Origin of the sequence: Pseudomonas sp. FSL R10-2189, assembly GCF_009600325.1 — a bacterium.
GTDB classification, from domain to species: Bacteria; Pseudomonadota; Gammaproteobacteria; order Pseudomonadales; family Pseudomonadaceae; genus Aquipseudomonas; species Aquipseudomonas helleri.
In genome coordinates this window covers 20009-43779 of record NZ_WIVZ01000030.1, presented here as the reverse complement: position 1 = coordinate 43779, position 23771 = coordinate 20009, and the positions used below count along the sequence as shown (strand labels likewise).

The window sequence follows — 23771 nt, the reverse complement described above, 5'->3', positions numbered from 1 at the left end:
GGCTTAACCTTAGAGGCCGCATAACACGCGGCTTAGAACCTTTTCAAATCATCCAAGTGCATTAAGTTTTTAAAACGCTATTAGACAATTTGTGTATGCCCTGCGAGGCCGTTGCTAGACGCAATCGACCCCCTGATGTTTAAAATCATTAGTCACCTACCGTTCGTCCGGGAAATTATTTTGCCTGTACATTGCGAGCGGTGGGTGATTGTCCAAGGTTTCAGTACGCGCAGTACTTGCCATCAATTGCTGTTTCAGGGCAGGCTCTAGCGAGTTGTCGTCATTATTTTCGCCTTTATCGTGCCAGGTATTTTTATGTCGCTACGCATCTGTATTTTGGAAACGGACATCCTGCGTCCTGAATTTATTGATCGCTACCAAGGCTACGGGCAGATGTTTAAGCGCCTGTTCTCCCAGCAGCCCATTCCTGCAGAGTTCACCATCTATAACGTGGTGAATGGCGAATATCCGTCGGATGATGAAGTGTTCGACGCCTACCTGGTGACCGGCAGCAAGGCCGATTCCTTTGGCACTGATCCCTGGATTCAAACCCTTAAAGAGTACCTGCTGACGCGCTATGAGCGGGGTGACAAGCTGTTGGGTGTTTGCTTCGGTCACCAATTGCTGGCGCTACTGCTGGGTGGCAAGAGTGAGCGGGCGACCAAAGGCTGGGGCGTGGGCACCCATCAATACACACTGGCTGCCAAGGCACCGTGGATGAGCCCTGTGGTTGAAGACCTGACACTGTTGATCAGCCATCAGGATCAAGTCACCGCCTTGCCGGAAAACGCCACAGTGGTGGCCTCCAGTGAGTTCTGCCCGTTTGCGGCTTACCACATCAATGACCAAGTGCTGTGCTTCCAGGGCCACCCTGAGTTCATTCACGACTATTCCCGAGCCTTGCTCGACCTGCGCCAGGAGCATTTGGGCGAACAGGTTTACAAAAAAGGCATCGACAGCCTCGAACACGACCACCATGGCAAGACTGTTGCCGAGTGGATGATGCGCTTTGTGGCGAACAAACCCACGACTGAGTCGGCCTGACATCGCACTGTAGGAGCGAGCTTGCCTCGCGATCTTTTGATCTTCTAAAAGCTCGCTCCTACAGTTTTCGATCTCTACAGCCAGCCCGAACGCTTGAAGCTCGTCCACAGCCCCGTCACGCCCACCGCAATAAACCCCAGCACGCCGAAATAGCCGTAATGCCAGGTCAGCTCCGGCATGTTCTGAAAGTTCATCCCGTAAATGCCCGCCACCGCCGTAGGGAAGGCCAGGATGGCTGCCCAGGCGGCGAATTTGCGCTGCACGATGCTTTGCCGAGACGACTCCAGTAGCACCACGATTTCAATGGTTTGGCTGGCGATGTCGCGCAGGGTGGTCAGGTCTTCCATCTGCCGGGTGACATGAATTTGCACATCGCGAAAATACGGGCGCATGTTCTTGTCGATAAACGGGAAGTCGAGGCGTTGAAGCTCTTCGCTGACTTCAACCATGGGCGCCACATAGCGCCGCAATCGCAGCACATCACGGCGCAAATCATGAAGTTTGACGATGTCGGTTTCATTCAGCGTATTGCCCATGATCGTGCGCTCCAGCTGCTCGATCTCGGCGTGAATGGCTTCACTGACGGGCTGATAGCTCTCGGTCACAAAGTCCAGCAAGGCATACAGCACAAAGTCTTCGCCGTGCTCCAGCAGCAGCGGGCGGGCCTCGCAGCGTTGGCGCACAGAGCGGTATGAGGCGGAATGACCATTGCGGCTGGTAATGATGTAGCCATTGCCGGCAAAGATATGCGTTTCAACGAACTCTAATTTGCCTTCATGGCGAATCGGCGAGTACGTGACGATAAACAGTGCGTCGCCAAAGGTTTCGAGCTTTGGCCGGCTGTGTTGCTCCAAGGCGTCTTCGATGGCCAGTTCATGCAGATTGAACTGGCGCTGCAAATTGCTCAGCTCTTGTGCGTTGGGCTGCTCCAGGCCGATCCAGACGAAGTGGCCGGGCTTTGCAGCCCAGTCGCTCCCTTCGTCCAGCGTAATATCGGTGACCTTTTTGCCTTCGCTGTACACCGCAGCAGCAACAACTCTCCCCATAGTTCTAATCGCTTCTTCATCAAAGGGTTATGGCACGAAGGTGCAGCTTAGCGTGCAATCAACCACTTTGACGTGACAAACGTTCAGACGTTCGGGTTAGACGCCGTTGATTTGCGGGCGGGGAGTGCAGGCTGAGGCAGCTTATGCTGAGCCAGCAGTTCGCGGTCCATGGCCTCGATGCAGGCGAGCATCTGCTCGCGGCACTGTTCCATCAGCCGTGGCAGGTCATCTTGGGTCAAGCCCGTCGTAGGAATTGCAGGCAAAGAACGGATCAGAATATCGGCACTGTGCCAGCGGTTGAGCTTGAGGTGCTGGCTATAGGTACTGACACACACTGGCACAATTGGCACTCCGGCAGTAATTGCCATTTGGAACGCGCCCTTTTTGAACGGCAGCAACGACTTGCCCAAGTTGCGCGTGCCTTCCGGGAAGACCCAGATCGACGTGTCTTTTTCCTGCAGGGTGCGTGTCGTGGTCAGCATTGATTTGCGTGCTTTTTGCGCGTTGCCACGGTCGATCAGCACATTGCCCGCCAACCAGAACAACTGGCCGAACAGCGGTACCCATTTCAGGCTCTTTTTACCAATGCACACCGTACGGCGCGGCACGACGTTGCCGAACACAAACAGATCGTAGTTGGATTGATGATTGGCGATGACTACGCAGCTTTGTGGCTTGTCCATCAGCGGGCCGACTTCAGTCTTGAGCTTGTAGCCCAAAATCCATTTTGAAGGCCACGCATACAGCCGTGCGCATAGCCGACTGTTATCAGGATTGAAAGGGCGGCACATGCCCAGCAGCACGCCGAGAACACCCGCAACCACAAAATGCACACTCATCAACACCATGCGAAACGAAAGTAGCATTTACAGGCTCATCAAAACAAAAGGTGGCGCAGTGTACGGACGTGCACTGTAAACGGCAATTACCCCGATACACGCAGGAGATTGCTGATGTTTAAGCATATGTTTCAACAAAGGCTGATAAGTGCCAGCCAGAGGTGCTGACGCTGCTGCGGTGAGGCGCGGGGGAGGGAGGCATCTCGACTGCTCCGTGCAATCGGGATGCCGATCAAGCGATAAGGTCAGAGCGCGTGGTGTTGGTCCAGCTCGATTGCCTTGTCGAGGGTTTCCAGGAGTTCTTTGCGCACTTTAAGTTTGGTGTTCTTGTGTGCCTTCATATTGATCTTCTTCAACTGGCGAGCCACTTCGAGCACTGTGGCGTGCAGCTCTTCAGGCTTGACCACCTGGTCCAGGAAGCCAGCATCGACCGCGGAGCTCGGGTTAAACATCTCACCGTTAATTACCGAACGATGGAAAGCCGACTTGCGCAAGCGGTCGCGGGCCAGCTCGATACCGGCGTGGTGCATGGTCATGCCGATTTGCACCTCGTTCAGACCAATACTGAACGGGCCTTCGACGCCTATTCGGTAATCCACCGACAGCAGCAAGAATGCGCCTTTGGCCACCGCATGCCCCGGGCACGCAACCACCACCGGGAACGGGTGCGCCAACAAGCGACGCGCCAACGTCGAGCCCTGCCTGACCAACTCAATCGCCTGCTCAGGACCGGACGTCATCACCTTCAAGTCATAACCGCCCGACAGAATCCCTGGCTGGCCAGTGATAATCACCACTGCACGATCCAACTCAGCCTGGTCCAGCGCCGCGTTAAAGGCAGTGATCACCTGCGGGGAAATAGCATTCACCTTGCCATTGCTCAGCGTCAGCGTCGCGATACCGTCTTCCAGGTGATAAGCAATCAAGTCACTCATGGCGCAATTCCTTGTATTTAAGTGAGTCAGACGTTACCCAGCCCCACGGCGCAGGTAAAGCGCCGTGACTGACTGACCAGTCAGCCAAAAGCCCGGTACCTTCTATATAGACGCCAGCGTGCCTGAGCTTCAACGTGCTGGCGCCGCGGTGCCAAGGCTTGAAAATGGCAGAATCGCCGGGTCCGGTCGTGCCAAAAAACCAGCAAAACCCGTAAGCGCATGAAAATTCTGAAAAAAACATTTGTCATATCGAAAGCTTTCGACTACATTAGCGCGCCTCGACAGACAGAACATGTTTGAAGAGATACGGTGAAGTGTCCGAGTGGCTTAAGGAGCACGCCTGGAAAGTGTGTATACAAGAAATTGTATCGAGAGTTCGAATCTCTCCTTCACCGCCACATTAAGTAAACACAGACCCCTGACTTTCGAAGAGAAAGTCGGGGGTTTGTGGTTTTTGGTGTCTGGAAAAAGGTTTGAGGGTTAGCCTTAGGTGAAGGCGCATTGCCTTGAGCTAAGCTGGATCGTTAACGATCGAGGTTTCCAAATGGACTGTCAGATTCGCTCCGCAACCCTGGACGATTCAGCTGCGATAAGCCGTGTTGTGATCGCCGCTCTGCGTGGTACAAATTCACAGGATTATTCGCCTGAGATCATTGCCCAAGTTGAGCGCAGCTTTGCCCCTGAAGCTGTCAGCGCACTGCTCGGCAAGCGCAAGGTTTTCGTGGCCTTGCTGGGCGAGACTATTGCCGGCACTGCAAGCCTCGACGGTAATGTAGTTAGAAGTGTTTTCGTTGATCCTGCCCACCAAGGGAGAGGTATCGGCCGATTGTTGATGGATGTCATTCACGCGACTGCTGTCAGCGCTGGTGTTGGCGCATTGCGAGTGCCATCGTCGATTTCAGCGCAGAGCTTTTATGCGGCGTTGGGTTATCAAACAATCCGGGACGAATTTTATGGGGCTGAGCGCACCATCATTATGGAAAAGCCGCTTGCGGGTTAGTCCAGTTTGTTCAACGAGCAGGCTCTGCTTAACTCCCCAGAAAATTACCAATACGCAGGTTTAATCGCTGGTTTTTTGAGTGTCGGCACGCGAGTGGGGAATTGATGGTTGGCAAGTTCTTGCGTGGTCACGAGGTGGCGCATCCAGTGCGAATAGGCCTTGAGAGAGCCCGGTGCTGTCCGCTTGATACCTTCACGGTGCGGTAAAATCACCCCTATTCGCAGGTCTGGGAAGTCTTCTCGCAGGGCTTGTAAGGCAGGGGTCATGTCCGTGTCTGCAGAAACCAATACAAGCTGCTGGATTTGCTCATGGGGCATCAAGCCCGCTTGGCGAGTTGCAAGCCTGTACATACTGATAGCGATATGAACGTCTGTTTGTTTTTCTTCAAGTTTCCAGATAGCGACCTGATCAAGTCTGGATGCTGGTGTGTTCTTGTCGACGTATCGTGGAGCCTTGCCAGATTCTAATTGGTGGCGTCCGTAAGTAACGCTCACCCCGCGTGCGATCAAGGCACGCAGATAACTGTCTTGGGCTTCTTTTGAGAGGATGCCGCGACTGGCAAGAGAGGGTTTCACACCGGAAGTGAAAAAACTGACGGTGGCCAATACGTTGTCAGGATTCTCAATGCGCAGAATGTGCGCCAACAGGGCTGGAAGATCGAGCCACTTGTACTCTGTACCTGCAAGCAGGCCATAAAACAGGTTGTAACCGTCGACAAAGCACGCAGTTCTCAAGATAGTCAGCCCTTAAAAACGAAAAAACCGACGCTAAGTCGGTTTTTTCGCCCCAACGGCCAGCGAACTGAATCACTGCGTACGGGGCTGAGTAGTGCGTGGATCTTGCCATAGATTTTGCAGATGTCAACTACAGCGATGTGCTGCTGTGTCTGCCCTGCTGAAGCGCACTTAGCCTGCGACGTTATGGCTTTAAGCCAGCCCAAGAGATTAGTCTTTATAAGTTCCAGGTCCACAGTACACCCAAGTTCAGGCCGGTTTTATCTCTGATGACGGGTCGGCAGCATCTGCACCTCACCAAGATTTACCCGCTGTAGCTTACAGGCACACAATCAGCCGTTTCGTACGACGCTTCCCTTTCAATCTGGCGAAACATCTTGGAAATATCCGTTCACTTGTTCCAGTCAACCTGGCTTTTTTGATTTTTAATCTTTCCAAGGCCGTAGCAGCCTCACCAATCATCTGGCCGCTCAGTCCTCTGATGAAGAATACGCAATACCTGCACCTCGCTATTCATCAGCCGGTACGGCGCAATAAACGGGAATTTGCCCAGAATCAGCTCCCGAACATCGGGCGTCTGTGAAGGGCGCCCAAGGCCGGTGAACGTTTGCAGTTGCTCCAGTGTTTCGATGATCTGGCCAAGCACGGCATCCGCTGCAGCAGCACCTAAGCGTGACTCGTAATATTCGTGAATTGAGTCAAGATCACTGCTCGCTTTGTCTGTCAGTGCGATGTTTGGCACGGTCCACCCACTTGGCTTTGATGGTGCTGAGATCGGTCAATTTGCCCGCGTCGGCGTCGGCTATGCCTTCGGCAATTGCTTTGATGTGCCAGGACTCGGCCTCAATGTAACGGGCCAACGCACGTTTGAGGTGGTACTGGCGGTCGCGATCAGTGGCTTGTGAAAGCTGGTCAAGTTGTTCGACCAATCCTTCTTCAACACGGAATGACAACACAGGCGATGCCATGATTGGCTCCTAAGTTCAAATGTATACACCGTATACGAATTCAAAAACTGTAAACCCTGGGCAATCGTTAGAACAGCAGCTTCTGGTAACTTCAGACGAACGCAGCGCTATTTCACGGTAGCGTACAGCCTCAAAATCAGCCGTTTCGTACGACGCTTCCCTTTCAATCCGGTGAAACATCCTAGAAACTTCCATTCGCTTGTGCCTGTGCAGTTCGGGGAATAGTCTCGGCCCATCGCTGAAAATCAGCGGTCGGGTTTAGTAGCCCGTGTTCCCCCAGGCGCAAGGCGCCACCTCCGCGAGGCGCTTTTTTTCGGCCAGCGTTTTATGGTGGCCGTGCGCAGGGCGCCCTTGTGGCGCGCCGGGTTCCTGGGGCACCGGTCTACTAACCTGCGTACGGCTGCCACCCATTCGTTTAGTAGCGATAAGTGACAGCTCCTTAAGAGACCCTGGGAGTTGTATCAATGAAAAAGCTAGTCCCTGATCCACCCATAACCACCCTGCAAGATGCTGCTCAGTGCGATGCATTGTCGTTAGACCGTGCCGCCACGGATCGCGCCCTCGATTACTACCTGCTCAACCATAAGCCTCCACGGCACGTGGATCAGGCCACGTATGCCATCCCGGACAGCGTCAATTTAGAAGCGGCTTTGGCCCAAGCGTCAGACTTGTTGCGCTGCGCGGGTGCTTCGGCGAGTGAGGCGGGGAATGGTTTGAGCGGGCACCCGCGCCATCTGGTGTTGTCGGTCATGCATTTGGTGGAGCTGGCCAAAGCGTATGTAGACAAATCGCTGGACGGTTTAACGACGCACTAAGCAGCACGCGCCTGAGTGCAGCAGGCGCGTCACCTCTGTTGTTGCGGTCTTTTGTATGCCCTTGGCAGATCACTTTAAAATCCGGCTCTGTTACCTCCAACAGTTCCCGTGGGGGGGATAGAACCTCGGGCGTGTTGGAATGCGCTGATAGAGAACAGGTTGTGCGTTATGTTTGGCCATCAGGTGGGTCAGCCTTTCGGCATTAACAAACCACTGGGAGGAAGCGACATGCAAACTCATACAATCTATGCAGCGAAAAAGCATTTTTCGCAGCTTGTTGATGCAGCTGCAGGCGGAGAAACAATCATCATCTCCAAATCTGGTAAACCTGTGGCCAAGCTCGTTCCCATTACCGCCCGCGCGCGACGCGGAATGCTGCCGGGGGTGACATTCAATATCGATGCTTCGGACGGCCTGGATGCTGAAATTATGGATCTGTTTGAGGGCAAGGCCTGAGGGGAGCTGAAAACACCTCCCGTCGCGTCACTTCCCCGCCCATTTAAGACCAAAACATCACGACGCCAGCTCGCCCTACAAAACGGTGGCCTGGCAGGCATTTGGGAAAAGGGCGGGACTTCCTGCTGAAAAATCGGATAATGGCGCCCATATTTTTTAGCCCGTTATTCTGGTAATTCCCTCATGGAAATTAAGGTCAACTTTCTCGACAACCTTCGACTTGAAGCCAAGTTCGATGATTTCACGGTGGTGGCCGATCAACCTATCCGCTACAAGGGCGATGGTTCGGCGCCGGGTCCATTCGATTATTTTCTGGCGTCGTCGGCGTTGTGCGCGGCTTATTTTGTGAAGCTGTACTGCCAGACGCGCAATATTGCGACCGAGAATATTCGTCTGTCGCAGAACAATATTGTTGACCCGGAAAACCGCTACAACCAGATTTTTAAAATTCAGGTCGAGCTGCCCGCCGATATTTCCGAGAAGGATCGCCAGGGCATTTTGCGTTCCATCGACCGCTGCACGGTGAAGAAGGTGGTGCAGGCCGGGCCTGAATTTGTGATTGAAGAGGTCGAAAACCTCGACGCCGATGCTCAGGCGTTGCTGATGCCGGCGTCCAGCTCCGCTGCTTCGGGTGGCACGTTTATCGCGGGCAAAGACCTGCCGCTGGAGCAGACCATCGCCAATATGTCGGGCATTTTGGCCGACTTGGGCATGAAGATCGAAATCGCGTCGTGGCGCAATATCGTGCCGAATGTCTGGTCGCTGCATATCCGTGATGCGCAATCGCCGATGTGTTTCACCAACGGCAAGGGCGCGACCAAAGAGGGCGCGTTGGCCTCGGCGCTGGGCGAGTTTATCGAGCGGCTTAACTGCAACTTCTTCTACAACGATCAGTTCTGGGGCGAAGAGATCGCCAATGCGCCGTTTGTGCATTACCCGGAAGAGCGCTGGTTCAAGCCGGGCCGCAAAGATGAGTTGCCCGCTGAGATCCTCGACGCCTACTGCCGCAAGATCTACAACCGCGATGGCGAGCTGCGCGGCTCACACCTGATCGACACCAACTCCGGCAATGAAGAGCGCGGCATTTGCTCACTGCCGTTTGTGCGTCAGTCGGACGGCGAGGTGGTGTATTTCCCCTCCAACCTGATCGAAAACCTGTATCTCAGCAACGGCATGAGTGCTGGTAATACCCTGGCTGAAGCGCAGGTGCAGTGCTTGTCGGAAATTTTCGAGCGGGCCGTCAAGCGCGAAATCATTGAAGGTGAGTTCGCGCTGCCGGACGTACCGGCCGAAGTGCTGGCGAAATATCCGGGCATACTGGCGGGCATTCAGGCGCTGGAAGAGCAGGGCTTTCCGGTATTGGTGAAGGATGCGTCGCTGGGTGGTGAGTTCCCGGTGATGTGCGTGACCTTGATGAACCCGCGCACCGGCGGTGTATTCGCCTCGTTTGGTGCCCACCCAAGCCTTGAAGTGGCGCTGGAGCGCAGCCTCACCGAGCTGCTGCAAGGCCGCAGTTTTGAAGGCCTCAACGATTTGCCGCAGCCGACCTTTGCGGGCCACGCGGTGACCGAGCCGAACAACTTCGTCGAGCACTTTATTGACTCCAGCGGTGTGGTGTCGTGGCGCTTTTTCAGTGCCAAGGCGGAGTACGAATTTGTCGAGTGGGACTTCACCAGCCAGGGCGAAAATGCCAATGCCGACGAGGCCGCGACCCTGTTCGGGATTCTCGAAGGCATGGGCAAAGAAGTGTACATGGCGGTTTACGAGCACCTCGGCGCCAAGGCGTGCCGCATTCTGGTGCCGGATTACTCCGAGATTTACCCGGTGGATGACCTGATCTGGGACAACACCAACAAGGCGCTGTTCTTCCGCGAAGACATCCTCAACCTGCACAGCCTGGATGAGGCGGCGCTTAAAGACCTGGTTGAGCGTCTGGTGGAAAGTGAGCTGGACGATTACACCGACATCACCACCTTGATCGGCATCGAGTTTGACGACAACACCGCGTGGGGTCAGTTGACCATTCTGGAGTTGAAACTGCTGATCTACCTCGCCTTGCAGCAATACGAAGAGGCGAAAGAGGCGGTCGAAATGTTCTTGCAGTACAACGACAACACCGTCGAGCGTGGTTTGTTCTACCAAGCGGTGAATGCGGTGCTGGAGATGTACCTGGACGAAGACCTGGAGCTGGAAGACTACGAAGTCAACTTCCGTCGCATGTTCGGCAACGAGCGCATGGACGCTGCCATCGGCTCGGCTGACGGCAGCGTGCGCTTCTATGGCTTGACCCCGACCAGCATGAAGCTGGAAGGTCTGGACCGGCACTTGCGCCTGATCGACAGCTACAAAAAACTGCACGCAGCGCGGGCCAAGGCAGCTGGCATTTCGCTGTAATCCCGACGGTAGGAGCGAGCGATCTTTTGATCTTTAAAAGATCGCTCGCTCCTACCCATTTTCATCCTCTTTCATCCCCCGCCTTCCTTCCTGCATTCCATGGCCAGCAGGCTATGACCTAAATGCATACCCCCATGACTTTTAATGGTTACAGCCCGCGCCTGCGCCAGTGCTAAAAATTGCAGCAACAGCTCAACCACAACAAAAAAGAGCGCTGCAACCATGACTGAATCCCTTCTCGCCAGCCCTGCGCTGCGCTCTTTGACTGTCCCTGTTCGCCTTGCCTGTCGTCCGACCGGCCTGCACGACTGATCCCACAATAACGCATCGTCCAAAGAGTAATGACTCATGAAAGCACTCGACCTGTACATCGGTGAAGGTTTCGAAGGCCCTGGCGTGAACGCCGCGCACATCAACATTTTGATCGGGCCGCGCAACGGCCCGGCGGGTCAGGCCTTCGCCAATAGCCTGGCGTCGCCGAGCCAAGGGCATTGCCCGTTCATGGTGATTGCGCAACCCAACATCCCGGTCAAGCCAATGACCCTGTACGTCAACAAAGCCGAGATTAGCAGTGACCTGCATGGCAACGCGACGTGGGGCGCGTCCCAGGCCGGGATCGCCAAAGCGGTACTCGAAGCGCTGCTGGACGGCACCTTGCCACCGGAAGCCGAAGACGAGTGGGCCATCGTCACCGCCAACTGGGTCAACCCGGCGTGTGATGACCTGGATGCGGTGTACCTGAACAACTACAACGCTTGCCGCACGGCGATTCGTGCAGCGCTGACCGGCCTGCCGTACACCTCGCAACTGGCGGACGTGGTCGAGCACATTTCCAACCCTTTCTACACGCCAAAAGCCTGAGGTCTGCGCCATGCAATACATTCGTTTGGGCAACTCCGGCCTTGAAGTCTCCCGCCTGTGCCTGGGCACCATGAACATGGGCACCCCGGACTGGAAACCGTGGATTTTCGATGAAAAGCAAAGCGAGCCGATTGTCGCGCACGCCTTGGATAACGGGGTCAACTTCATCGATCTGGCGGACTTCTACTCGGCTGGCGTGGGTGAAGAAGTGGTCGGCCGTATCGTCAAGCGCCTGGCCCGTCGTGAAGACCTGGTTATCACCACCAAGGTGGGTTACGGCACCCGCACCGGAATCAATGCCAGCGGCCATTCGCGCAAGCACATCATGGACAGCATCGACGCCTCCCTTAAGCGTCTGAATATGGATTACGTCGACGTGTTCATGCTGCATTACTTCGATGTGAACACCCCGGTTGAAGAAACCATGAGCGCCATGAACGACATCGTGCGCTCCGACAAAGCCCGCTACATCGGCGTCTCGACCATGCTCACCGGGCAGTTGGCGAAGATCCTCATGGCCTGTGAGCGCAACGGTTGGGTCAAACCGATCAACATGCAGTTGCAATTGAACTGCGCCTATCGTGAAGAAGAGCGCGAGATGATCCCGTTCTGCCGTGATCAGGGCCTTGGCGTCTCGGTGTTCAGCCCGCTGGCCCGTGGCCTGTTGACCGGCGATGCGCAATCGACGCGCAACCAGACCGACTTCTTTACGCAACAGATGTACAGCGACGAGGCGTCTTGGCAAATCGCCCATTCGGTGCAGCGTGTGGCGCGTGCCCGGGGTGTGTCCAATGCCCAAATCGCCCAGGCGTGGGTCGCCAACCATCCGGGTGTCGATTGCATGCTGGTGGGGGCTGACACCACGGCGCAGTTCGACAGCGCCCTGGCTGCACTGGACACCCAGCTAGATGCCGATGAACTGTACGAACTGGAGCGCAATTACACCCCGTGCGACGTGATCAATGATTACACCGCCGGTAAGCGCATCCTGCGCTCGGCCCGCCCGGCCCACGAACGTTTCACCCTGACGGAGGCGGTGGCATGAGCGCGCTGATCCGTCACGGCAATTTCATCGATGGCCAATGGTCCAGCGGTGGCCCGACTTACCCGGTGCTCAACCCGGCCACGGGTGAATTGGTCGCCAACGTGCAAAAGGCTGGCGCTGAAGAAACAGAACTGGCCATTGATGCGGCCAATCGCGCCTTGCCGGCCTGGCGCAAGCTGACCGCCAAAGAGCGCAGCCAGCGCCTCAAGCGCTGGGGTGAACTGATGTTGAGCAACCAGAAGGACCTGGCCACTCTGCTCAGCCGCGAACAAGGCAAGCCGCTGGCCGAGGCCATGGGCGAAGTGGTGTATGCCGCAAGCTTTCTGGAATGGTTTGCTGAAGAAGCCAAGCGTGCGTATGGCGACGTGATCCCGAGCCACAAGGCGGATGCGCGGATCATTGTGGTCAAGGAAGCCATTGGTGTGGTGGCGGCCATCACGCCGTGGAACTTCCCGCTGGCGATGGTCACCCGCAAGGTCGGCCCGGCGCTGGCAGCCGGTTGCACCATGGTCCTCAAACCGTCGGAAGAAACCCCGCTGTCGGCCTTTGCCTTGGCCGTGCTGGCGGAACAGGCGGGGATCCTGGCCGGTGTGTTCAACATCGTTTCAGGGGACGCCGTGGCCATCGGCGGGGCGCTGCAAGCGTCCAGCATTGTGCGCAAACTGTCGTTCACCGGCTCCACCCGCACCGGCAAACTGCTGATGCGCCAGGCGGCAGACACGCTGAAAAAAGTCTCGCTGGAACTCGGCGGCAACGCGCCGTTTATCGTGTTTGACGATGCCGATCTGGACGCAGCCGTCAAAGGCGCCATGGCTTCCAAATTCCGTAACACCGGGCAAACCTGCGTCTGTGTTAACCGCTTCTTTATTCAAGACAGCGTGTACGACGCCTTCACCGCCAAGTTGGCCGAAGCCGTCGCGGCCATGCGCGTCGGTGATGCCCTGCAAGGTGACACCGAGCAAGGCCCGCTGATCAATGTGCAAGCGTTGGCCAAAGTCGAGGCCCATGTCGGTGATGCCGTCGAGAAGGGCGCCAAGGTGTTGTGCGGCGGTCGTCGTCACGCCCTCGGCGGGACCTTCTTTGAGCCGACCATTCTGACCGAGGCCAGCAACGACATGCTGATCGCCCAGGAAGAAACCTTCGGCCCCGTGGCGGCGTGCTTTCGATTCAAGGATGAAGCCCAAGTGCTGGCGCTGGCCAACGACACACCGTTCGGTCTTTCGGCTTACTTTTACAGCCGTGACATTGGCCGGGTGTGGCGCATGGCCGAAGGGCTGGAAGCCGGTATGGTCGGGATCAACGAAGGGATTATCTCGACCGAAGTCGCCCCGTTTGGCGGCATCAAGGAGTCGGGCCTGGGCCGTGAAGGTTCCAAATACGGCCTGGATGATTACCTGGAACTGAAGTACCTGTTGATGGGCGGTCTTTGAGCCCGGCACTACCTCTGTAGGAATGAGCTTGCTCGCGAAGGCGATCTGTCGTTTTCACGAGCAAGCTCGCTCCCTCACAAGGCACTCATATAAAAGCTAGAGCAATCGGTTTCTCCGTCAATAAAAAAAATTGGAGACGAACATGTCCGCTCAACCTGTAAAAATCGACGACCTGCCCATCGGGCGCTTTCACCTTAAAATCGCCGGGCTGACCTTTGGCGCCCACTTCACAGACGGCTACATCCTGGGTTTGATTGGCATCGCTTTCACCCTGATCAGCCCACAAATGCATCTGGATGCGTTCTGGCAGGGGTTGATCGGTGCTTCAGCGCTGATCGGTCTGTTTCTCGGCAGCCTGTTCTTTGGCTGGATTTCCGACAAGGTCGGTCGGCAGAAGATTTTCCTGGTCAGCTTTGTGCTGATCACCGTGGCGTCGGTCATGCAGTTCTACGCCGAAACGGCGATGGGGCTGTTTTTGTGTCGGGTTTTGATCGGCATCGGACTGGGCGGTGACTTCAGTGTGGGCCACGCCATGCTGGCCGAGTTTGCCCCCAAAAAACATCGCGGCGTAATGCTCGGTTCGTTCAGCGTGATCTGGACCTTTGGCTACGTGGCGGCCACCTTTGTGGGCACCGCCATGCTCGGTTTGGGCGATGACGCCTGGCGCTGGATGCTGGCTTCCTCGGCGATTCCGGCGGGTTTAATACTGATCGCCCGCATCGGCACCCCGGAATCGCCGCGCTGGCTGGTCAATCAGGGGCGCATTGCCGAGGCGCGCGCCATCGTCAAAAAGCATCTGGGTGACAACGTCGAGCTGGATGAAGTCCCGTCCGGCGAAACCCGCTCAGGCTATGCCGTGCTGTTCAGCCGCGAATACCGCAAGCGCACCGCGTTTAACTGCCTGTTCTTCGTGTGCATCGTGATGCCGTACTTCGCGATCTACACCTTCCTGCCGTCCATCCTCAAAACCATGGGCCTGGCTGAAGGCTTTGGCACTGAACTGATGCTCAACCTGCTGCTGATCGTCGGCGCATTGATCGGTATCTGGTGCACGGTGAAATTCTCGCGCCGGGGCTTCCTGATCAACTCGTTCATCATTTTGGCGGTGGCGTTGCTGATTCTCGCAATCCTGCCCAGCAGCGCGGCGTTCTTGATGGTGCTGGCGTTTGGCATCTTCACCCTGGTGCTGTCTGCCGTGAGCAACCTGGTGGGCGTGTTCCCGGCCGAAAGCTTCCCGACCGAAGTGCGCGCCAGCGGTATTGGCCTGGCGACTGCGGTCAGTCGCTTGGGCTCGGCGGTGAGCACCTTCCTGTTGCCGGTGAGCGTGGTGGGGATTGGCATGAGCCCGACCATTGGCATCCTGGCGGCGATCCTGGCGTTTGGTGCGTTGATCTCATGGGCATGGGCCCCCGAGACCAAATCTCTGACCTTGAGCCAGGCGTGCAAGGCGCACAGCCCTGTGCAAGAAAGCGCGCCGGTGGCGGTCAAGGTGGTGGCGCCGGTTTAATCCAAACCGTAGGAGCGAGCTTGCCTCGCGATCTTTTAACGAATCAAAAGATCGCGAGGCAAGCTCGCTCCTGCACGTGTCAGGCATCCCTGTTTTAGGGGTTACTCACCAACCCCAGCCATTCAGTAAACAGCCGCACTTTCGACAACCCTTGTTTGTCATGCGCCACGTTCAGCCAATAGCCATACGGGCCGATGACTTCGACGGGGGTGATCGGCAGCAGGCTGGCGTTGGCCAATTCTTTTTCGATCATCTGGCGGTCGATCACAGCCAGTCCGCCCCCGGCAACCGCGGTGTGGATCACTTGGTCCAGCGTGCTGAACTCCAGCCCGCGGGCTGCATCGACGTCGTCACGGCCCATGGCGGCCAGCCAGTTCTCCCAGACCTTCAAGCGTTTGCCATCGTGCAGGATGTGCAGCAAGGGCAGGGTGCGCACATCCGGCGGCTGGCCGTTGACGAACAGTTCCGGGCTGGCGACGGCAATGTGGCGCTCCATCACCAGCAACTGGCTGCTGCAATGGCTGTCCGCTTCCAGGCCCCAATGGATGATGCAGTCCACTTCAGCCAGGCTGTCGTGAGCGCTGGTGTTGGTCACGCTCAGGCTGATGTCCGGGTAACGTTCGCAAAACGCGCGCAAGTGCGCCGACAACCAGCGCGTGCCCCAGGTGGGCGGCACCACAATACGCAGACGCTGGCGCAGGTTCGGCACGCGCACGGCCTGCAAGGCGCGCTCCATGTGATCGAACGCCTCGGCCAACTGCGGCGACAACCTCACGCCGGTTTCGGTCAGCGACAACCCTTGTGGCGTGCGCACGAAAAGCGCCACACCCAAGTAGTCTTCAAGCTGTTTGATTTGTCGGCTGACAGCCCCTTGGGTGACGTTAAGGCTTAACGCCGCCTGGCTGAAACTGCGATGGCGCGCGACTTCTTCAAAGACGCGCAGCGTGTTGAGCGACGGCAGTTGACGCATGACGCTTTGCTCCGCAACGGCCTTCTACGCCAGAAGGGTAGGGCGGGTTTATTGTTATGTAGGAGGTTTCTTACTTCTGTGGCGGATTGTAGCCGTTGTCACGAGCGGCGATAAGCGGCCCCACTCGTCAGAAAATCACATCTCATCTAAACCTTTGCCGTCATGGGCCTTCAGATTCTGTGCAGGACATAAACCTGCCTTTTACTGGAGGACGCAATGAAACCCCTGATGGCCCCTAAACGCTTTATGGCTGGATGTGCCTTGGCCTACGCCCTGTTTGTGATCGGCAGCGCGGTCGCTGCAAGCCCGGCAGATTTTGTCGACGAATCGTCTGCGGCAGGCATTGCGGCGATTGAAACCAGCCGCATGGCGATCAGTAAATCGTCTTCAACCGACGTCGGCAGCTACGCGGTAGAGGTGATCAAGGACTACACCGATGCCAATCGTGATTTAAAAGACATCGCGCAAAAGCAGGGCTTGAAGGTCGCTGATCAAGAAGAAATCCTCAGCAAAGCCAAAAAATTGATGCTGCAAGTGCAGGAAGGCGATTCCTTTGATGCCGCCTATGCGGCTAACCAGGTCAAGGCCAGCGAGGAGGCGATCGAGCTGTATAAACAGCAGATTGATGACCCGGCCTCACCCGAGCTTCAGGCCTTTGCCGAAAAGTACCTGCCCAAGCTGCAAATGCACCTGGACATGGCCAAAAGGCTGGTCTCGGCACATCACAAAGGTGATGGCGCAGTATTGCCTGAGTAAAACGTTAATGGCGTAGCGGTGGGGTTGGCACCGCTACGTCAGGTAAGGTCAGACAGCGATGTCGTTAAAGCCGCAGTACTCTTCCCAGCTCATCTCCAGGGCTTCGGCCACTTCCTGATGCACTTCAAGGCGCATGGCTTTGAGTTCTTCGGGGCTGCGGGCAATCAGTTCCAGCGCCAGTTCCCAGGCCTCAAGGCCACGGCTTTCGGCTTCGTCTTCGAAGGCCCACAAGATTTGCTGCTGGCGGTCCTCGGCGCTCAGCTCTTTCATTTCTTCCAGCAGATGCGGGTGCGCCTTGATGAAGGTATCCAGGGCCAGTTCGTTACGGGATTCTTTTGGGATCATATGGCGTCTCGGATCGTTAGGGCGGTCTGCGGGGGGCAGACCGTCGTCAGGGCGTTTTTCGCATGCTAGCGACTTCACACTATGATGAAAAGTGCCATCAGCCCACAGGTTGCAGCTTGCTTTCACGCTGCAGCATAAAGCCCCAGATAGCCAACGCCAGGGTCGCGATCACGGCGCCGACCACCACAATGCCGTCCCAACCATACACCGGATAGGTTTGTGCGCCGATCAACGAGCCCAATGCGCCGCCAATGAAGTAGCAGGTGATGTACCCGGCGTTCAGTCGATTGCGGGCCGCAGGGCGCACCTGGAACACCGCGTTCTGATTGCTCACGTGCACCAGCTGTACGGCGAAATCCAGCGCCAGCACGCCAATCAGCAGGGCGATCAGCGAGTGACCGGCAAACGCCATCGGCAGCCAGCAGGCCAGCAGTACCAGCAGGCCGACGGTGGTCGCCATTTGCCCGCGGCCCCGGTCGGCCATGCGCCCGGCCCAGTTGGCCGCCACGGCACCCACCGCGCCCGCCAGGCCAAACAGGCCAATCACGCCGTCGGAGTAGTTGTAAGGCGGTACGGCCAGCAGAAACGCCAGTGGTGTCCAGAACAAGGCGAACAGCGAGAACGTCAGCAGGCCGAGTACGGAACGCAGGCGCAGCACCGGTTCTTCGACAAACAGCTTGAACACCGACCCCAGCAGTTTCGGGTAGCTCAGGCCTGCGCTGTGATGGTGGTTGGGCAAGGCAAAAAACAGCGAAATGGCGCTGATAAACATCAACCCTGCGGCCAGCAGGTAAATGCTGCGCCAGTCACCGGCCGAGGACAACGCCCCGGCCACGGTGCGGGCCAGCAGAATGCCCAGCAGCAAGCCGCTCATCAGCGTGCCGACTACACGGCCACGGCTTTGCGGGTCGGTGAGGCTGGCGGCCATCGGTACCAGCACTTGCGCCGATACCGAAAACATCCCGGTGACCGCCGTGCCAATCAGCAGCCAAGTCAATGACGGCGCAAAGGCACTGAGCAACAGGCCGGCCGCGCTGAGCACAGTCATGGTGACGATCAGGCGGCGCTGTTCAAACAGGTCGCCCAGCGGCACCAGCAAAAACAGGCCCGCGCCGTAACTCAGTTGCGCCGTGATCACCACGGTGCCCGCGCTTTCCATGCTCAGGCCGAGCTCTTGGGCGATGGTGTGCAGCAACGGTTGGGCGTAGTAGTTGCTGGCGACCGCAAGGCCGGTGGCAACCGCCATCAGGAGGATCAGGGCAGTGCTTAAAGGTTTAGTGGCAGCAGGTGATTCGGACATTGACTGTCTCTTTGGCAAGAGTGGAATGGCGTGAAGTATCCGGAATGCCTGCGCGAGATGTCACTGAATATGTCGAGAATTTTGATTTTTAAACGACAAAGCCCCGCGTCATGACAACGCGGGGCTTTGGTAACCGTGCTAGCGCTGGATCAGTTGCGACGGCCCAGCAGCAGGCCGACCACCAGGCCGACACCGGCCGAGATCGCTACGGTTTGCCATGGGTGGCCACCGATATAGTTTTCGGTCGCATCGACCACCGGCTTGCTGCGCTCACGTACGTTGCTGACCGAGTCCAGGGCTTGCTTGAGCTTGAGGCCAACCTGTGCGCGCAGGGTTTCGCCTTCTTCGCCTACCAGCGAAGCGCTGTCCTTGAGCAGCTTGTCAGATTCGGCGATCAATTCTTGAAGCTCGCTGAATGCCTGATCCTTGATCTGATCTTCAGCGGCTTGTACGGCATTTTTTCGAGCCATTGCGGTACTCCTTGCAGGTGAATGGGGTGATGACTAATGGAGTCAACCCAATGCTAAAAAGTTGCATCGATTTTTCAACGCATTGTGAAGCCGAGGTGTGAGCGTAGTAAAAATCCAGGCTGAGACACTTCTTTTGAGGGTGTAAGATGTCGCCTAATTTACGCAGCAGGAAAATCTCATGAGCTTCAACCTCGCCAATAAGTCACTCGCTGAGCGTGCTGCGCTTGAGGATGAAAAGTCCCGTCTGTACGAACTGTGGCAAAGCAACCTGGGCAAAGCCAAAGGCGATGCAGCCCGCCTGTTTGGCGAGCGCGCCAAACGCAAGGGCAAATGGGCAGAATGGGTGCGTTCGGAGCTGGACGCCATGTCGCCGCCCGAATACGCCAACATGGTGCGCAGTGAAGTCAACCGCCTGATGGCCGCCAAGTAATACGCATGCGCTAATCAACCTCGCAGACAATAAACCCCTGTGCTGCACCGCCGACCTTGATCTGCACCTCATCGTCCACCTGCTTGCCGATCAAGGCCGCGCCCAGCGGTGCACGCGGGGTGATGACAGTCACGCTCTGGCCGTCATGGGCAAGCTTGAGCCCGGCCGCGTCCGGAGCCAGGAGCAGCCACTGTTCACTGCCGTTGTCGGCTTCCAGCTTGACCAGCGCGCCCAACTGAACCCCGTGAGCGGGATCAAACGGCGCCAGGGTCATGGTCTGGCAGTGTTTCAGTGCCTGACGGATCTCCTCGACCCGGCGCGCCTGGCCGGTGGCCAGATACGAGGCTTCAAGGCCGAGGGTGTCGTATTTGTTCTCGGCGATGTTTTCTTCGTGGGTCGCGGCCTCGTAAGCGGTTTGCGCCGCCCGCTGGAGCACGTCGAGGTCGATGGCGAGTTTTTCCAGCATCTGCTGGTACACAGCTGTCTTGTTCATAAAGGCGGCTTGAAGGGAAACGAGCGGCGATTGTCGCCTTGGCCCACGCCTTCTGTACACGTTGATTTGCGCAGACAATCAGCCCTTTAACTGGTGGAGCCCGGAATGAAAGCCTCCTGGGATATTTTTTGCAGTGTGGTCGATAACTACGGCGACATTGGTGTGACCTGGCGTTTGGCCCGGCAACTGGTGGCCGAGCATCAGGTGCCTGTGCGGCTGTGGGTCGATGATCTGCAGGCCTTTGTGCCGCTGTGCCCTGAGGCTGATGCCAGCGCTGCCCAGCAATGGCAGCAGGGCGTTGACGTGCGTCTGTGGCCCAAGGACTGGCAGCCGGTCGAAGCCGCCGACGTGGTGATCGAGGCCTTTGCCTGCACCTTGCCCGACGACTATCTACAGGCCATTAGAACCCGGCAAACCCCGGTGCTGTGGCTCAACCTCGAATATTTAAGTGCTGAAGACTGGGTCAGCGGTTGCCACGGTCTGGCGTCCTTGCGACCGGATGGGTTGAAGCGCACGTTTTTCTTTCCGGGCTTTGAAGCCGGGACGGGCGGTTTGCTGCGCGAAGCTGACTTGCTGGCCCGACGCCGTGCTTTTGAGCAAGACTCGCACGCCAAACAGGCTTTTTTGCACAGCCTGGGCGTTGTGGTAGCGGACAACGCCCGCCTGATCTCCCTGTTTGCCTACGAAAATACCGGGCTGGCCAGTTGGCTGGACGCCATGGCGTCGGGGACTACGGCCATTCACCTGCTCGTGCCGCAAGGGCGAATCATGGGCGACCTGTTGCGTTGGCTTGCAATCGAGGAGTTGGCGCTGGGGTGTGTGGAGCAGCGCGGGTCATTGACCGTGCAGGCGTTGCCGTTCGTCCGACAACAAGATTACGACCGCCTGTTATGGAGCTGTGATTTCAACGCGGTGCGCGGCGAAGACTCGTTTGTCCGCGCGCAATGGGCAGGGCGCCCGCTGCTGTGGCACATCTACGAGCAGGAAGAAGACGCGCACTGGGTCAAACTCAATGCGTTTCTGGCGTTGTACATCAAAGGCCTGTCGCCCGTTGCCGCGCAAGCCTTTACCGGCCTGTGGCATGCCTGGAATGCCGGCTCAGACATGGCGCCGAGCTGGAATGGCGTGCAGGAACACTGGTCAGAAATCTCCGAACACGCCGAGAAATGGTGCCTGGAGCAGTCATTGCAGGCTGATCTTGCGCAAGCGCTAGTACTGTTTTATAGAAATTGGATATGATACGCGGCCTAGATTTTTGTAAATCTCAATCCAAATTCGGATACTCGTAATGAAAACTGGTAAAGAGCTTAAACCCGGTACAGTGATTCGTATCGACAACGACCCTTGGCTGGTTCAGAAAGCTGAGTTCACCAAGTCTGGTCGTAACAGCGCAATCATGAAGACCAAGCTGAAGAACCTGCTGACTGGTTACAAGACTGAAACCGTATACAGCGCTGACGACAAGCTGGATGACGTGATCCTGGATCGCAAAGAAGCGACCCTGTCCTTCATCAGCGGCGACACCTACACGTTCATGGACACCACTGACTACACCATGTACGAGCTGAACGCTGAAGACATCGAAGCCGTTCTGCCATTCGTTGAAGAAGGCATGACCGACGTTTGCGAAGCCGTATTCTTCGAAGAGCGTCTGGTTTCCGTAGAGCTGCCGACCACTATCGTGCGTCAGGTTGACTACACCGAAGGCTCCGCTCGCGGTGACACTTCGGGCAAGGTGATGAAGCCTGCCAAACTGAAAAACGGCACCGAGCTGAGCGTTGCTGACTTTATCGAAATCGGCGACATGATCGAGATCGATACCCGTGAAGGTGGTTCCTACAAGGGCCGCGCCAAGTAATTCTGGCGTAAACCGCACGATAAAAAACCCGACTTTAACGTCGGGTTTTTTATTCATGAAATTACGCTTAAGGTGCGGTTTTAAGCTTTGCCCCCTGCCAGTGACTGGTTAGCATGGCCGCTCTGATTGAGGGGCGGTGATGTTTATAGATTTTGCAATGTATACAGCCCTGGGCCTTGCCCTGGGTGCGCTGGGCGGGTTGTTCGGGATCGGTGGCGGCTTGATTGCGATCCCGGTGTTGGGTTTGTGGTTTGGTCTGGACCAGCAAATTGCCCAGGGCACCGCGCTGGTGATGTCGGTTCCTAACGTGTTTCTGGCGCTGTACCGCTACAACCAACGCAACAAAATTGACCTGCGCCAGGCATTGCCGCTGGTGTTAATGAGTTTTTGTTTTGCCTGGCTGGGCGCAATGCTTGCGGTTGGCGTCGATGCGCGGCTGATTCGCTGGGGCTTTATCGTCTTTTTGCTGTGCATCACCCTGTACAACCTGATCAAGCTCTACAGCTCGCCCGCGCAACCGGTGGCCGGTTCGCGCTATGGCTGGCCCTGGTACGGGGTGCTCGGCGCGCTGGCAGGCACCACGGGCGGGCTGTTTGGGGTCGGCGGTGCGGTGGTCGCGGCCCCGGTGCTCACCAGTGTGTTTGGCACCACGCAAGTGATGGCCCAGGGCTTGTCGCTGGCGCTGGCGGCGCCCAGCACGGCGGTCACATTGCTGACGTACGCGGTGCACGACGAAGTTAGCTGGCTGATGGGCATCCCCATGGCCATCGGCGGTCTGCTGAGCATCAGTTGGGGCGTCAAGCTGGCGCATGCGCTGCCAGAGCGCATGCTGCGGGGAATGTACTGCGCCTTTTTGCTTCTGTGTGCGGCGTTGCTGGCGATTAAAGCTTAAAGCCTTCGACGATGTACTCGGCAAAGCACTCAATGATTGGCGAGGCCGCGCTGTTGTGTTTGCGCAGCAGCACGATGCTGGCAGACGGCAACTGGGGCAGGTTTTCTGCCTCGCCAATGATGCGCAAGTCCGCCGGCAGCAGGCTTTGCAACTGGGCCGTCACCGCCAGCCCGGTGCTCACCACTGCGTTGATCGCCGACAGGCTGGCGCTGGTGTAGGCAATCCGGTACTCGCGCTGCGCCAGGTCCAGAGCATTGCACGCCCAAGTACTGCAAAAACAGTCGGTATTGAACATGGCCAGTGGCATGGGCGTGCGTTCGTGGGGGGCGAAGCCTTCGGCGACCATCCACACAAAGCGCTCCTGACGCAGAATCTGCCCGGTCTCCTTGCCGGGCTCGCGGGTCACAATGGTCAGGTCCAGATCGTTGCGCTGTAACAGCAGCACGGATGGCTCGCAATGCACCTCGACGTTGATCAGCGGATAGTCCTGGGCAAAGCGCGACAGGATGCCGGGTAAAAAACGCATGACGTAATCGTCTGGCGAGCCGATTTTCACGGTACCGACCATTTTTGGCAGGCTCAGCGTATTGAACACTTCACTGTGCAGCTTGAGGATGCGCCGCGCATACCCCAGCAGCACCTGACCTTCTGGCGTAAGGCTGACCGTACGGCCATCGCGCTGGAACAGTGTGCAGTGCAGCACGTCCTCTTCCAGGCGCTTCATTTGCATGCTCACCGCCGATTGCGTGCGATTGACCGCTTCAGCCGCGCGAGTGAAGCCGCCGTGATCGGCAATCGCAGCGAAAGTGCGCAGCAAGTCAGTGTCGATACTCGGAAAACCGGCCATTCATCAATCTCGCAGATGGGTCGCATAAGAAACATTCGTTGGATTGATCTTATGCCTGGGCAGAGACTTGAGCCATCCCCCAGGAGGGTTCAGGTGATGAAAGGTCAAAAATACACGGTGTGGGTGGCGCGTATTGCGCGTTGGTATGAACTGTCCCGTGAGCGCGCGGCGCTGCGGCGAATCAGTGATGCAGGGCTCAAGGATTTGGGCTTGAGCCGGGCAGACATCGAAACCGAAAGCTATCGCCCGTTTTGGGATGATCCGTTGAAGAAGTGAGTTAGAGCAGGGCCTTGTGGGAGCGGGCTTGCTCGCGATGTCATCCACTCGATTTAGCTG

At 57.1% G+C, this 23771-nt stretch carries 28 protein-coding genes and 1 tRNA gene; 16 read left to right on the top strand and 13 right to left on the bottom strand.

The annotated features are described in order from the left end of the window. Positions 1 to 315 precede the first annotated feature (315 nt). Positions 316 to 1044, top strand: coding sequence for an amidotransferase (locus GHO32_RS19560; RefSeq protein WP_153335574.1), 729 nt, complete (start codon positions 316 to 318; stop codon positions 1042 to 1044). Between the two features lie 74 nt (positions 1045 to 1118). Here the strand turns inward: GHO32_RS19560 and GHO32_RS19555 are convergent, their stop codons facing one another. The 3 genes from GHO32_RS19555 to GHO32_RS19545 all read right to left on the bottom strand — a co-directional run bounded on the left by GHO32_RS19555 (position 1119) and on the right by GHO32_RS19545 (position 3864). Beyond that, positions 1119 to 2090 carry a magnesium and cobalt transport protein CorA gene (locus GHO32_RS19555; protein WP_153335575.1) on the bottom strand — a complete coding sequence of 324 codons (972 nt, stop codon included), beginning with the start codon at positions 2088 to 2090 and terminating at the stop codon, positions 1119 to 1121. A gap of 83 nt (positions 2091 to 2173) precedes the next feature. Beyond that, positions 2174 to 2956 carry a 1-acyl-sn-glycerol-3-phosphate acyltransferase gene (locus GHO32_RS19550; protein ID WP_153335576.1) on the bottom strand — a complete coding sequence of 261 codons (783 nt, stop codon included), beginning with the start codon at positions 2954 to 2956 and terminating at the stop codon, positions 2174 to 2176. A gap of 218 nt (positions 2957 to 3174) precedes the next feature. Further along, positions 3175 to 3864, bottom strand: a complete 690-nt coding sequence (locus GHO32_RS19545) for a crotonase/enoyl-CoA hydratase family protein (RefSeq protein ID WP_153335577.1) — start codon at positions 3862 to 3864, stop codon at positions 3175 to 3177. A 308-nt stretch (positions 3865 to 4172) separates the two neighbouring features. Here GHO32_RS19545 and GHO32_RS19540 point away from each other — a divergent pair. After that, positions 4173 to 4262 (top strand) — tRNA-Ser (locus tag GHO32_RS19540). Positions 4263 to 4408: 146 nt separating this feature from the next. Next, positions 4409 to 4864 (top strand): GNAT family N-acetyltransferase, encoded by a 456-nt coding sequence (locus GHO32_RS19535; protein ID WP_153335578.1) that lies wholly within the window; start codon positions 4409 to 4411, stop codon positions 4862 to 4864. Between the two features lie 44 nt (positions 4865 to 4908). Here GHO32_RS19535 and GHO32_RS19530 read toward each other — a convergent pair whose 3' ends face one another. The 3 genes from GHO32_RS19530 to GHO32_RS19520 form a co-directional block, all read right to left on the bottom strand. Continuing rightward, a complete protein-coding gene (locus tag GHO32_RS19530; RefSeq protein WP_153335579.1) occupies positions 4909 to 5598 on the bottom strand; it encodes an NYN domain-containing protein in 690 nt (229 codons plus the stop codon). Positions 5599 to 6049: 451 nt separating this feature from the next. Continuing rightward, on the bottom strand, positions 6050 to 6340 hold the full coding sequence (locus tag GHO32_RS19525; protein WP_082158066.1) for a type II toxin-antitoxin system RelE/ParE family toxin: 291 nt from the start codon (positions 6338 to 6340) through the stop codon (positions 6050 to 6052). Beyond that, positions 6303 to 6566, bottom strand: a complete 264-nt coding sequence (locus GHO32_RS19520; protein ID WP_048368765.1) for a CopG family ribbon-helix-helix protein — start codon at positions 6564 to 6566, stop codon at positions 6303 to 6305. Before GHO32_RS19520 ends, GHO32_RS19525 begins: the two co-directional genes overlap by 38 nt. A 464-nt stretch (positions 6567 to 7030) precedes the next feature. Between GHO32_RS19520 and GHO32_RS19515 the strand changes: the two genes are divergently transcribed. From GHO32_RS19515 to GHO32_RS19505, 3 genes are all read left to right on the top strand, one after another. Further along, entirely contained in the window at positions 7031 to 7381 is a 351-nt protein-coding gene (locus GHO32_RS19515) for a DUF6124 family protein (RefSeq protein WP_153329957.1), read from the top strand. A 168-nt stretch (positions 7382 to 7549) separates the two neighbouring features. Continuing rightward, positions 7550 to 7837, top strand: coding sequence for a type II toxin-antitoxin system Phd/YefM family antitoxin (locus GHO32_RS19510; protein WP_256670994.1), 288 nt, complete (start codon positions 7550 to 7552; stop codon positions 7835 to 7837). 183 nt (positions 7838 to 8020) lie between these two features. Beyond that, positions 8021 to 10231, top strand: a complete 2211-nt coding sequence (locus tag GHO32_RS19505) for an OsmC domain/YcaO domain-containing protein (RefSeq protein WP_153335580.1) — start codon at positions 8021 to 8023, stop codon at positions 10229 to 10231. 71 nt (positions 10232 to 10302) lie between these two features. Here the strand turns inward: GHO32_RS19505 and GHO32_RS19500 are convergent, their stop codons facing one another. Beyond that, complete coding sequence (locus tag GHO32_RS19500; RefSeq protein WP_153335581.1) at positions 10303 to 10581, bottom strand: hypothetical protein; 279 nt, start codon at positions 10579 to 10581, stop codon at positions 10303 to 10305. On the opposite strand from GHO32_RS19500, the gene fae reads away from it, so the two are divergent. The 4 genes from fae to GHO32_RS19480 all read left to right on the top strand — a co-directional run bounded on the left by fae (position 10580) and on the right by GHO32_RS19480 (position 15074). Beyond that, positions 10580 to 11092, top strand: coding sequence for a formaldehyde-activating enzyme (gene fae, locus GHO32_RS19495; RefSeq protein WP_048368760.1), 513 nt, complete (start codon positions 10580 to 10582; stop codon positions 11090 to 11092). The two genes, GHO32_RS19500 and fae, sit on opposite strands and share 2 nt — an antisense overlap. A 10-nt stretch (positions 11093 to 11102) precedes the next feature. Further along, positions 11103 to 12137 (top strand): aldo/keto reductase, encoded by a 1035-nt coding sequence (locus GHO32_RS19490; protein WP_153335582.1) that lies wholly within the window; start codon positions 11103 to 11105, stop codon positions 12135 to 12137. Further along, complete coding sequence (locus GHO32_RS19485) at positions 12134 to 13567, top strand: NAD-dependent succinate-semialdehyde dehydrogenase (RefSeq protein ID WP_153442967.1); 1434 nt, start codon at positions 12134 to 12136, stop codon at positions 13565 to 13567. The genes GHO32_RS19490 and GHO32_RS19485 overlap by 4 nt, the downstream gene beginning before the upstream one ends. A gap of 142 nt (positions 13568 to 13709) precedes the next feature. Next, positions 13710 to 15074 (top strand): MFS transporter, encoded by a 1365-nt coding sequence (locus GHO32_RS19480; RefSeq protein ID WP_153329949.1) that lies wholly within the window; start codon positions 13710 to 13712, stop codon positions 15072 to 15074. A 94-nt stretch (positions 15075 to 15168) separates the two neighbouring features. On the opposite strand, the gene GHO32_RS19475 is transcribed toward GHO32_RS19480, so the two are convergent. After that, positions 15169 to 16044: a LysR substrate-binding domain-containing protein gene (locus tag GHO32_RS19475; protein WP_153335584.1), complete on the bottom strand. Its 876-nt coding sequence runs from the start codon at positions 16042 to 16044 to the stop codon at positions 15169 to 15171. 216 nt (positions 16045 to 16260) lie between these two features. On the opposite strand from GHO32_RS19475, the gene GHO32_RS19470 reads away from it, so the two are divergent. After that, a complete protein-coding gene (locus tag GHO32_RS19470; RefSeq protein ID WP_153335585.1) occupies positions 16261 to 16800 on the top strand; it encodes a DUF4142 domain-containing protein in 540 nt (179 codons plus the stop codon). A 48-nt stretch (positions 16801 to 16848) separates the two neighbouring features. Here GHO32_RS19470 and GHO32_RS19465 read toward each other — a convergent pair whose 3' ends face one another. The 3 genes from GHO32_RS19465 to GHO32_RS19455 all read right to left on the bottom strand — a co-directional run bounded on the left by GHO32_RS19465 (position 16849) and on the right by GHO32_RS19455 (position 18915). Beyond that, on the bottom strand, positions 16849 to 17145 hold the full coding sequence (locus GHO32_RS19465; RefSeq protein WP_123750215.1) for a DUF6388 family protein: 297 nt from the start codon (positions 17143 to 17145) through the stop codon (positions 16849 to 16851). Positions 17146 to 17242: 97 nt separating this feature from the next. Beyond that, a complete protein-coding gene (locus GHO32_RS19460; protein ID WP_123750216.1) occupies positions 17243 to 18445 on the bottom strand; it encodes an MFS transporter in 1203 nt (400 codons plus the stop codon). 149 nt (positions 18446 to 18594) lie between these two features. Continuing rightward, positions 18595 to 18915 carry a YqjD family protein gene (locus tag GHO32_RS19455; protein ID WP_048368752.1) on the bottom strand — a complete coding sequence of 107 codons (321 nt, stop codon included), beginning with the start codon at positions 18913 to 18915 and terminating at the stop codon, positions 18595 to 18597. 178 nt (positions 18916 to 19093) lie between these two features. Between GHO32_RS19455 and GHO32_RS19450 the strand changes: the two genes are divergently transcribed. Beyond that, complete coding sequence (locus GHO32_RS19450; RefSeq protein WP_048368751.1) at positions 19094 to 19345, top strand: hypothetical protein; 252 nt, start codon at positions 19094 to 19096, stop codon at positions 19343 to 19345. 10 nt (positions 19346 to 19355) lie between these two features. Here the strand turns inward: GHO32_RS19450 and GHO32_RS19445 are convergent, their stop codons facing one another. Further along, complete coding sequence (locus GHO32_RS19445) at positions 19356 to 19838, bottom strand: GreA/GreB family elongation factor (RefSeq protein ID WP_153334191.1); 483 nt, start codon at positions 19836 to 19838, stop codon at positions 19356 to 19358. Between the two features lie 105 nt (positions 19839 to 19943). Here GHO32_RS19445 and earP point away from each other — a divergent pair, with 105 nt between their 5' ends. The 3 genes from earP to GHO32_RS19430 all read left to right on the top strand — a co-directional run bounded on the left by earP (position 19944) and on the right by GHO32_RS19430 (position 22588). Beyond that, complete coding sequence (earP, locus tag GHO32_RS19440) at positions 19944 to 21077, top strand: elongation factor P maturation arginine rhamnosyltransferase EarP (protein WP_153334193.1); 1134 nt, start codon at positions 19944 to 19946, stop codon at positions 21075 to 21077. A gap of 49 nt (positions 21078 to 21126) precedes the next feature. Beyond that, positions 21127 to 21696, top strand: coding sequence for an elongation factor P (locus tag GHO32_RS19435; protein WP_048368748.1), 570 nt, complete (start codon positions 21127 to 21129; stop codon positions 21694 to 21696). 139 nt (positions 21697 to 21835) lie between these two features. Further along, positions 21836 to 22588 carry a sulfite exporter TauE/SafE family protein gene (locus GHO32_RS19430; protein WP_048368747.1) on the top strand — a complete coding sequence of 251 codons (753 nt, stop codon included), beginning with the start codon at positions 21836 to 21838 and terminating at the stop codon, positions 22586 to 22588. On the opposite strand, the gene GHO32_RS19425 is transcribed toward GHO32_RS19430, so the two are convergent. Further along, positions 22578 to 23435: a LysR family transcriptional regulator gene (locus GHO32_RS19425; RefSeq protein WP_123750220.1), complete on the bottom strand. Its 858-nt coding sequence runs from the start codon at positions 23433 to 23435 to the stop codon at positions 22578 to 22580. The genes GHO32_RS19430 and GHO32_RS19425 overlap by 11 nt on opposite strands. Before the next feature lie 96 nt (positions 23436 to 23531). On the opposite strand from GHO32_RS19425, the gene GHO32_RS19420 reads away from it, so the two are divergent. Continuing rightward, positions 23532 to 23711 carry a DUF1127 domain-containing protein gene (locus GHO32_RS19420; RefSeq protein WP_153334195.1) on the top strand — a complete coding sequence of 60 codons (180 nt, stop codon included), beginning with the start codon at positions 23532 to 23534 and terminating at the stop codon, positions 23709 to 23711. Positions 23712 to 23771 lie beyond the last annotated feature (60 nt).